General features: G+C 72.2%; 7 protein-coding genes and 1 riboswitch. Of the genes, 2 read left to right on the plus strand and 5 right to left on the minus strand.

All coding sequences use genetic code 11. The features are described from left to right. Window positions 1-3: 3 nt before the first annotated feature. Together FGF04_RS16485 and FGF04_RS16490 are read right to left on the minus strand one after the other, a co-directional pair. Window positions 4-1,278 (minus strand): LolA family protein, encoded by a 1,275-nt coding sequence (locus FGF04_RS16485; protein WP_149512029.1) that lies wholly within the window; start codon window positions 1,276-1,278, stop codon window positions 4-6. A gap of 276 nt (window positions 1,279-1,554) precedes the next feature. Beyond that, window positions 1,555-2,565, minus strand: a complete 1,011-nt coding sequence (locus FGF04_RS16490; RefSeq protein WP_149512030.1) for a polyprenyl synthetase family protein — start codon at window positions 2,563-2,565, stop codon at window positions 1,555-1,557. A 708-nt stretch (window positions 2,566-3,273) separates the two neighbouring features. Continuing rightward, window positions 3,274-3,438, plus strand: a riboswitch (cyclic di-AMP (ydaO/yuaA leader). A 2-nt stretch (window positions 3,439-3,440) separates the two neighbouring features. Between FGF04_RS16490 and FGF04_RS16495 the strand changes: the two genes are divergently transcribed. Then, entirely contained in the window at window positions 3,441-4,172 is a 732-nt protein-coding gene (locus FGF04_RS16495) for a LysM peptidoglycan-binding domain-containing protein (protein ID WP_149512031.1), read from the plus strand. 23 nt (window positions 4,173-4,195) lie between these two features. Here FGF04_RS16495 and FGF04_RS16500 read toward each other — a convergent pair whose 3' ends face one another. The 3 genes from FGF04_RS16500 to FGF04_RS16510 form a co-directional block, all read right to left on the minus strand. After that, window positions 4,196-5,044 (minus strand): HAD family hydrolase, encoded by an 849-nt coding sequence (locus FGF04_RS16500; protein WP_149512032.1) that lies wholly within the window; start codon window positions 5,042-5,044, stop codon window positions 4,196-4,198. 184 nt (window positions 5,045-5,228) lie between these two features. After that, the gene (locus FGF04_RS16505; protein WP_149512033.1) at window positions 5,229-6,446 is read right to left on the minus strand and encodes an NAD(P)-binding domain-containing protein; all 1,218 of its coding nucleotides are present in this window, start codon (window positions 6,444-6,446) and stop codon (window positions 5,229-5,231) included. Between the two features lie 61 nt (window positions 6,447-6,507). Continuing rightward, on the minus strand, window positions 6,508-7,776 hold the full coding sequence (locus FGF04_RS16510) for a carboxylate--amine ligase (RefSeq protein ID WP_149512034.1): 1,269 nt from the start codon (window positions 7,774-7,776) through the stop codon (window positions 6,508-6,510). A 152-nt stretch (window positions 7,777-7,928) separates the two neighbouring features. Here FGF04_RS16510 and fahA point away from each other — a divergent pair. Then, window positions 7,929-9,163 (plus strand): fumarylacetoacetase (gene fahA, locus FGF04_RS16515; protein WP_149512307.1); only part of this gene is annotated, 1,235 nt, incomplete at its 3' end.

Genomic DNA, 9,163 nt, shown 5'->3' on the forward strand with positions numbered 1-9,163 from the left:
GGGCTACTTCGCCTCGTTGGCCGCCTTCACCAGCGCGTCCTTGGTGACCGCGCCCGCGTAGACCTTGCCGTCGTCCGTGATCAGCGCGTTCACCAGGCGGGTCGAGAAGACCGTGCCCGAGCCGAAGCGGCCGCTGACCTGGTCGCCCAGCGACTCCAGGAACCGGCCCGCGTCGCCGCCGGCCTCCTGGGTCGGCAGGCCCTCGCCGCCCGTGTCGAACCGGGCGATGGAGTTCCAGCCCTCACCGATCACGTTCAGGCCCTGGAACTCCTCGCCCGGGCCCTCGGTGCCCCCGGGAAGCCCCTTGCCACTCTTCCCGCCCTTGTCGCCCTTGTCGGCGTGGTCCCGGGCCGCCGGCTCGTCGCCCTCGGTGACCTTCGCGCCCTTGGGCGGCTCGAAGTCGAAGGTGGACGCGGCCGGCTTGGAGAACGAGACCTCGGTGAAGCCCGCGTCGACGACGGCCGCGCCGCCGCTCGCCGGGGTGAGCGTGAACTTGAGCGGCAGACCGGTCTTCGCGTCCACGGCCACGGAGATCGCGCCGACCGTCGAACCGGACTGCTTCGGCTTGATCAGCAGCTTGTAGGCGTCACGGCCGGCGACCTGCGCCGTGCCGTCGACGGTCACGGACGTCGTGCCGTCGGCCGCCTTCAGGGCCTCCTCGGCCAGGTCCTTGGGCGTGGCCGGCAGGTCCTTCGACCTGTCCTTCGGCCCGTCCCCGGAACCCTTCCCGGAGGAGTCGGCCGACCCGGAGGCGGCCTCGTCGGTGTGGTAGACCTCGTTCGACGCGCTGTCGTACGCCCACACCTCGTCGCCGTTGTGGATCACGCTGTACTCGGCGGCCTTGTCGAGGAGCGACAGCTTCTGCTTGTCCTCGCCGTCGGAGGCGACCCGCAGCGTGTGCGTGCCGGAGGCCAGCTCCAGCAGCTTGGACGACGGGTCCGCGGACGATCCCGAGCCGCCGCGGCCGCCGGCGGCCGCACCGCCGAGGCTGTTCTCCAGGCCGCCGAGGTCCGGCAGGCCCAGGTCCGTGCTGATCTTCACCGTGCCGGACAGCTGCTGCACGTCCGAGGCGGCGATCTTCTCGATGAGCTGCTGGGCGCTGACCTCCGGCAGGTCGGGATCGCCCGAGCCCGCGAACGCCGGGACCAGCCCGATGGTCGCCGCCGCCAGCCCCACCACCGCGACGGGGACGACGTACCGCGTCGCCTTGCGCCGGCCGGCGCGCATGTCGTCGGCCTCGTCCCCGGTCGTGCTGTCGTCGGATTCGTACGGTGCCATGTGTGCCCTACCTCCGTCGTCGGCGGCGGCTTACCGTCCTCGCACTCGTCCACCCCTGGCCGCCATTGTCACCCGAACTCCTGTGAAGTGGTGTTGTCCATCTGACCAAATCGGACGCGCTAAAGCGTCAGACCTCGGAGCCAACTCCGTGTACACCTGGGGTATGACACGGCCGGGCCGCGCCTCCCCCGACCCGTAGGGGTCGCGCCGGGAGCGCCGGACGGGGAGCGGGAGACGGGGGCAGGGAGACAGCGGAGGGAGCGGGGGACGCGCGGGTCAGCCCGCGCGGTGCACCACCGCGTCGCACAGCTCCACCAGGGCCGCCTTCGCGTCGCACTCCGGGAGCGGTGCCAGGGTGGCGCGGGCGTCCTCCGCGTACCGCACGGTGTCGCGGCGCGCCTGCTCCAGCGCGGGGTGGACGCGCAGCTTGGCGAGCGCCTCCGCATGCCGGTCGTCGTCCGTCAGGTCCGACGCGAGCAGCTCGGACAGGGCGATGTCCTCCGCGAGCCCCAGCCGCTCCACGCGCTCGCGCAGCCGCAGCACCGGCATCGTCGGGATGCCCTCGCGCAGGTCGGTGCCCGGCGTCTTGCCGGACTCGTGCGAGTCGCTCGCGATGTCCAGCACGTCGTCGGCGAGCTGGAAGGCGACGCCGAGCCGCTCCCCGTACTGCGTCAGCACGTCGACCACCGTCTCGTCGGCGCCCGACATCATCGCGCCGAAGCGTCCGGCCACCGCGATCAGCGAGCCGGTCTTGCCGCCGAGCACGTCCATGTAGTGCTCGACCGGGTCGCGGCCGTCGCGCGGTCCCGCGGTCTCCAGGATCTGGCCGGTGACCAGCCGTTCGAAGGCCTCCGCCTGGATGCGTACGGCCTCGGGGCCCAGGTCGGCCAGGATGTGCGAGGCGCGCGCGAAGAGGAAGTCGCCGGTGAGCACCGCCACCGAGTTGCCCCAGCGGCTGTTGGCGCTGGGCACCCCGCGGCGCACGTCCGCCTCGTCCATCACGTCGTCGTGGTACAGCGTGGCGAGGTGGGTCAGCTCGACCACGACCGCGGAGGGCACGACGCCCGGCGCGTACGGGTCGCCGAACTGGGCGGCGAGCATCACGAGCAGCGGCCGGAACCGCTTGCCGCCCGCGCGCACGAGGTGCTGCGCGGCCTCCGTGATGAACGGGACCTCGCTCTTGGTGGCTTCGAGCAGTCCCTCCTCGACAGCCGCCAGTGCGGCCTGGACATCGGCTTCGAGAGCCTGGTCCCGCACGCTCAGCCCGAACGGCCCGACGACGGTCACGAGGGTCTCCTGTCTGCTGACGCTCTCAACGGCGGTCTCTGGATGCTCTGGGTGCGCTGGGTGGTGTAGGTGTTTGTCGATGTGTCGCTGCCGGCACTCAAGTCAGCGTATCCGGTCGTCTTTCGATCACGATGAGCGCCCGCCCGTCACCTGCCCTCACCCTGCCGGACACACTCCGCCTGGTCCCTTTTGCCCCGTCGGCGACTCGGACGCCCCGGTGTCACACCGGGTCACCGGAGGATCACCGACAGGTGGACGACGACATGTTCCGGTTCCGCCCGCGCGACGGATGCGCTCCGGACGCGAGGTCTTCCGCGTTCCCCGCGGCGGCGGAAACAAGCGCCACGCGCGCGTGGGCGCGACGCGTCCCGCGCCCTCCCCGGCACCCCTCCCCGCGGACCGTCGGATTCCGCACTTCGGAACGCCCCGAAGATGCATTTATGACCGAATTGACCACTGGATTCCCTAATTCCCGGACCGCAACCGTGAATTGGGTCACGTCCGCCCGAAGTGATCGTTTTGTCCCGTCCGTCGACTGCCCTTTGCGTAAAGCAAGTTGAACCTTGCATTCCGAATAGATCAAGGAATAGACGCGCTTTCGAGCTGGTCATTCACTCCGCGACGCGAATGCAGGGCTTGTTAGCCGCATGTGCTCTCGCATACGTTCACGTCATTCCGGACGGACCGCCTAATCCTGCCGCCGCCCGGGAATTCCAGTCACCCATTCACTCGCGTACGGCAGGAGCGGGGAACCCAGGTAAGTCGCCGGTCCGGATCCCGGAACGGCTAGGGGTGCAGTCGCGTCCAGCACGCGGCCGGGCAGCTCCCGCCCGAACCCGACAGCTCACCTCGTAGGCGCCGGAGAGGAATGCGTCATGGCCTCACGAGGCAAGCACCGCCGTCCCCGAACGAGCACCCTCACCCGCGGCATCGTCGCCGCGGGGACCGGCGGTGCCGCGCTCGCGCTCCCCCTCGTGGGGGCCACCGGCGCCCACGCCGCCCAGGCGGCCCCGACTGCAGCGACCGCGGTCCCGCAGGTCTCGCTGGTCACCTACCAGGTGGCCGAGGGCGACACCCTGACGAAGATCGCCAAGTCGCACTCCACGGGCGGCTGGAAGAAGCTCTACAAGGCCAACCGCGCGGTCATCGGCGACGACCCGGCGCTCATCCGCCCGGGCCTGGAACTGACCGTGGGCACGAAGAACGCCGGCGCCCCCGCCGGCACGGCGAAGACGGCCGCGGCGACCACGGCCTCCACCGCCGCCCCGGCCACCGCGAAGACCTACACGGACGACCTCGACGGCTGGATCCGCGAGTCGCTGGACGTCATGGCCCAGCAGGGCATCCCGGGCACCTACGACGGCATCCACCGCAACATCCTCCGGGAGTCCTCGGGCAACCCGCAGGCCATGAACAACTGGGACTCCAACGCTGTCGCCGGTACGCCGTCCAAGGGGCTCCTCCAGGTCATCGACCCCACCTTCACGGCGTACCACGTGCCCGGCACCTCGCTGGACCCCTTCGACCCGGTCGCCAACATCACGGCCGCGTGCAACTACGCCGCGGACCGGTACGGCTCCATCGACAACGTCTTCGGGGCCTACTGATTCGGGGCTTACCGATTCGGGTCCTACCGACGGACGCCGGCGCCGATGCCGCCACCGGCCGCGGCGCCGGCGAACATCCGCTCCAGGACCACCGCGATGCCGTCGTCCTCGTTCGAGAGGGTGATCTCGTCGGCCACGGCCTTCAGTTCGGGGTGCGCGTCGGCCATCGCCACCCCGCGCGCCGCCCAGTCGAACATGGGGATGTCGTTGGGCATGTCCCCGAAGGCGACGGTCTGGGCGGACGTCAGGCCCAGCCGCTCGGCGGCCAGCGCGAGCCCCGTCGCCTTCGTGATGCCGCATGGCTGGAGTTCGACGGTGCCGGGACCGGACATCGTCACGGTGGCGAGGGAGCCCACCACCCCCCGGGCGACGGACGCCAACTCGTCGTCGGACAGCCGGGGGTGGCGCAGCAGCACCTTGCTGATGGGCCGCGTCCAGAGGTCGTCGCGCCGGCGCACCCGTACCGCCGGGAGCGTCGGGTGCGGCATCTCGTAGCCCGGTTCGATGAGGGTGAGACCGTCCACACCGTCCTGGTCGACGGCCGCGTACACCTCGCCGACCTCCGCCTCGATCTTGCCGAGGGCCACTTCGGCCAGTTCCCGTTCGAGGGTGACGGACCACACCATGCGGTGCGCGCCGGCGTCGTACAGCTGCGCGCCCTGGCCGCACACCGCGAGCCCCCCACCGCCCAGTTCGTCCAGCAGCGGGCGCACGCGCGGAGCGGGACGCCCCGTCACCACGAGGTGGTGGGCGCCTGCCCCGACCGCCATCGCCAGCGCGGCACGCGACCGGTCCGAGAGGGTGTCGTCGCCGCGCAGCAGCGTCCCGTCCAGGTCAGTGGCGATGAGTGAATATGCATTCGGTGGGGCCATGATCAGAGAATACGGATCGAATGCCCCAGCGACTCGACGGGAACCGGACGTCGTACGGCACCCCGGCCGCCCCACGCGTCGGCGTACGCCCCTTCCGGCCCCTGCTGTCGGGGTAGATCCCATGACAAATCGGCCACCCCGCCGACCGCTCGCGCGCCCCTCCCCGCGCGCCGTTCCGGATGGGTCAGCAGTGCCGTCCCGCGAGGTGCCGGACCAGCCTCGGCGAGGCGAACTCCGTCCCGCACACGAACCGCATGACCGGCCCGTACGACGCGGCGGCCGGCAGTCCCGTGAAGTACAGCCCGGGTACCGACGAGCTGAAACCGGCGCCCAGCCTGGGCGTTCCGCGGCTCACCGCCAGCCGTGCCCGCACCCCGGGGCCGAGGAAGCCCAGCGCCGCGAGGTCCACCCGGTAGCCGGTGGCGGCGACGACGTGGTCGGCGGAGAGCTCCTGGAGGCGGCCGCCGGGGGTCTGGACGGTGAGGACCGGGCGCCCGTCGGTCGCGCCGGTGACGCGGGTGATCCGTGACACCTCGCTGACCTGTACCTTTCCCTCGAACCGCGGGCGCAGCCACCAGGCGCCGAGCGGCCCGAGGACCCGGCGGACGAGGAAGTGCCGGGCCGCGGGCGGCAGATGGCGGTACGGCTGCGGGTGGTAGGTGAGGGCCCACAGGGACCAGGCCCGGCCGAAGGGGGACGCGGGGCGCAGCCGCGGTTGCTCCCAGGGGGGCGCGCCGAACGCGACAGACCCCTTTCCGCGCGCCACCACACGCACCTGTGCGCCGGCCTCCGCGGCGAGCGCCGCCGTCTCCAGGGCGGACTGGCCGGCGCCGACGACGATCAGTTCCCTCCCGGCGAACCGCGACAGGTCGTTCAGTTGCGAGCTGTGCGAGACGGGCCCCTCGGGCGAGGGTCCGTCGGGCACGGCCGCGGCGAGTTCGGCGGGCAGGTGCGCCAGACCGGACAGGCCCGTCGCCACGACGACCGCCCGCGCGGCGAACACCTTCCCCGAGTCCAGCTTGAGTTCGAAGCCCGCCGGGCCGGGGCCGCCGGTACGCCGGTCGACCGAGACGACGCGCMCCCGCTCCAGCTCCGGCACGAGCCGCTGCCGGAACCACTCCCCGTACGCCACGAAGGTCTCGACCGGGATGATGTCCTCGTCCGTGACGAGGCGGGGCACGCCGGCCGCGTCGCAGTAGTCGACGAGGCCGTGCCCGGCCTGCGGCGCGTCGATGTTCGAGGCGGCCGGGGTCGACTTGAGGAGCATTCCGGCGGGCATGTTCGCCCGCCAGCTCACCATGGGATCGCCGAACACCCGTACCGGAATGCCGCGCGCCGTCAGATGCGCGGCGGTGGACAGGCCGAAAGGCCCGGCACCGATCACTGCCACCGGATCCATCACGAAGTCCCCTCCCCAGGACACCACTCCGTACATTGCGCGGCCCCTGTGCGGGCCGTCGTGCTCAGCGGTGGCCCGGCGCCACCCGGGCACCGCGGCCCGCCCGCCACAGTTGGTACAGGTGCTTCGCGCCGGGCCGCACGAAGCGCGCGAGCATCGTGAAGAACGGGCGCAGGTCGTCGGCCGCCAGCCACGCCAGCTCCGTACCGCTGGCGCGGGCCGGGGCGTGCGGCGTCGTGTAGCCGCTGCGGCGGTAGGCGAGCAGGGCGGGCAGGTCGATGTTCTCCACGACGTAGCGCCGCCCCGCGAGCTGTTCCCCCTCCGGGACGGGGCGGCCGGTCAGGTCGAGGTGCAGGGCGCGCACGACGTCGATCCCCGGCGCGTTCTCGAAGAGCCGGAACTGGGCGCCCATCCGCGGATTGAAGTCGAGCAGCTTGTACCGGCCGTCGCGGCGGTCGAAGCGCAGGTCGAGGTCGACGACCCCGCTGAACCCGATCTGCTTGACGAACCGTGCGGCCAGGTCCGCCAGCTCCGGGTTGTCGACGACGTACGCGTTCGCCGTCATCCCCGCGTGCGGGGGCCAGGAGCGGACCTTGACGCCCGTGAACATCGCGAGCGGCGCCGAGTCGGCGTCGAAGTACGCGTGCACGATCCAGTCCTCCGCCTCCTCCCGCGGCAGGTACTCCTGGAGGATCACGCCGGGGTGCTCGCCCCAGCCGCGGGCCAGCCGCAGCAGGCCCTCGGGGGTGGCGATGCGGGTCGTCCCGGGCACGGCCGGCCGCACGCGGCGCACGAAGGCCTCCCGGTTCTTCGCGACGAGCGGGAACCTCGCCTTCGCCGCGAAGTCCTCGATCTCCCCGTACGACTCCGGGAAGACCGCCTCCGGGCTGGGTACGCCGTGCTCCACGCAGAGTTCGTGCAGGCCCTGCTTGCTGGCCAGGCGCCGCGGGAGCCCGGCCCGCACCGCCGGGAAGAGGAAGCGGCCCGTGAGCTCCGCCTGGTGCTCGGCGATCAGGACCGCGGCCTCCTCGTCGGTCGGGATCAGGACGGCGGGACGGCCGATCCGGCGGCCGACCCGCAGCAGCCCGTCGACGAGCCGCGCCGGCTCCTCGGTGCCCGTGGTCGGCCAGACGAACGCGTGCCGCAGATGACGCGAGACCGCGGCGGGCGTGTACCTGTCCTCGGTGATCGCGTACATCGGCACGCCCAGCCGTCCGAGGCTGCGGATCGCGCCGACCCCGCCGTGGTGCAGCGGGTAGTCGCCGAACTTCACGATCAGGCCGGGCACGTCCCGGTCCGGGTGCAGGCGCGCACCGGCAGAGCTTCTGGCCACGGGTCCCCCCACGTGTCCTGCACTTCCCCGGACCCGGACCCACCCCGTCACCCCACCCTTAATCGGACATTACGAACTCTTTAGGCACTGCCCTCGTGCGCCCCTTCCCCGTAACGTGTGCTGCACCCACACGGAAAGCGAGGCAGCACCCCATGCCCCCCTTCGATGTCTCCGAGGGCGATCCCTTCGGCCCGCACAATCTTCCGTACGGCGTCTTCTCCCTGAACGGCTCCGCGGAGGACGCCGTGGAGGGCTCCACGGAATCCACGGGCTCCACGGGCTCCGGTCGGCGGAGGGTGGGCGTCCGGCTGGGCGACCACGTCCTCGACGCGGGCGCCGCCGCGGTCGCGCTCGGCTCCCCGTACGCCTCCCTGCTGGCCCGGCCGTCGCTGAACCCGCTCCTCGCGGCCGGCCGCACGGCCTGGTCGGACGTGCGGCGGGCGCTCACCGCGTGGGTGACGGTGCCCGCGCACCGCGAGGTCGTCGCGTCCCTGCTGCACCCGCTCTCCGAGGTGACCCTGCACCTGCCCTTCGAGGTCGCCGACTACGTCGACTTCTACGCCTCCGAGAACCACGCCCGCAACGTCGGGCAGATCTTCCGCCCCGACGCGGAGGACTCGCTCACCCCCAACTGGAAGCACCTGCCGATCGGCTACCACGGGCGGTCGGGCACCGTCGTGGTCTCCGGGACCGACGTCGTACGCCCGTCCGGCCAGCGCAAGGCCCCGGCGGACCCGGCGCCGGTCTTCGGCCCGTCCGTCCGGCTGGACATCGAGGCGGAGGTCGGCTTCGTCGTCGGCACGCCCTCCGCGATGGGCACGCCGGTCCCGCTGAGCGGCTTCCGCGACCACGTCTTCGGGCTCTGCCTCCTCAACGACTGGTCCGCGCGCGACCTCCAGGCCTGGGAGTACGTCCCGCTCGGCCCCTTCCTCGGCAAGTCCTTCGCCACGTCGGTGTCGGCCTGGATCACCCCGCTCGACGCGCTGGAGGACGCGCGGGTGGCGCCCCCTGCCCGCACGCACCCCCTCCTGCCCTACCTGGACGACGCCGGCGAGGAGCCGGGCGGCTACGACCTGCGCATCTCCGTCGCCGTCAACGGGCATGTGGTGTCCGAGCCGCCCTTCTCCACGATGTACTGGACGGCGGCCCAGCAGCTCGCGCACATGACGGTCAACGGGGCGTCGCTGCGCACCGGTGACCTGTACGGGTCGGGCACCGTGAGCGGGGTCTCGGAGCGCGAACGGGGCTCGCTGCTGGAGCTGACCTGGAACGGGCGGGACGCGCTCGAACTGCCCTCCGGGAAGCGGGCGTTCCTGGAGGACGGGGATGTGGTGACGCTGACCGCGTGGGCCCCCGGGGCCGGGGGGACGCGGGTGGGGATCGGTGA

It is taken from the genome of Streptomyces apricus, assembly GCF_008369065.1.
GTDB lineage: Bacteria > Actinomycetota > Actinomycetes > Streptomycetales > Streptomycetaceae > Streptomyces > Streptomyces apricus.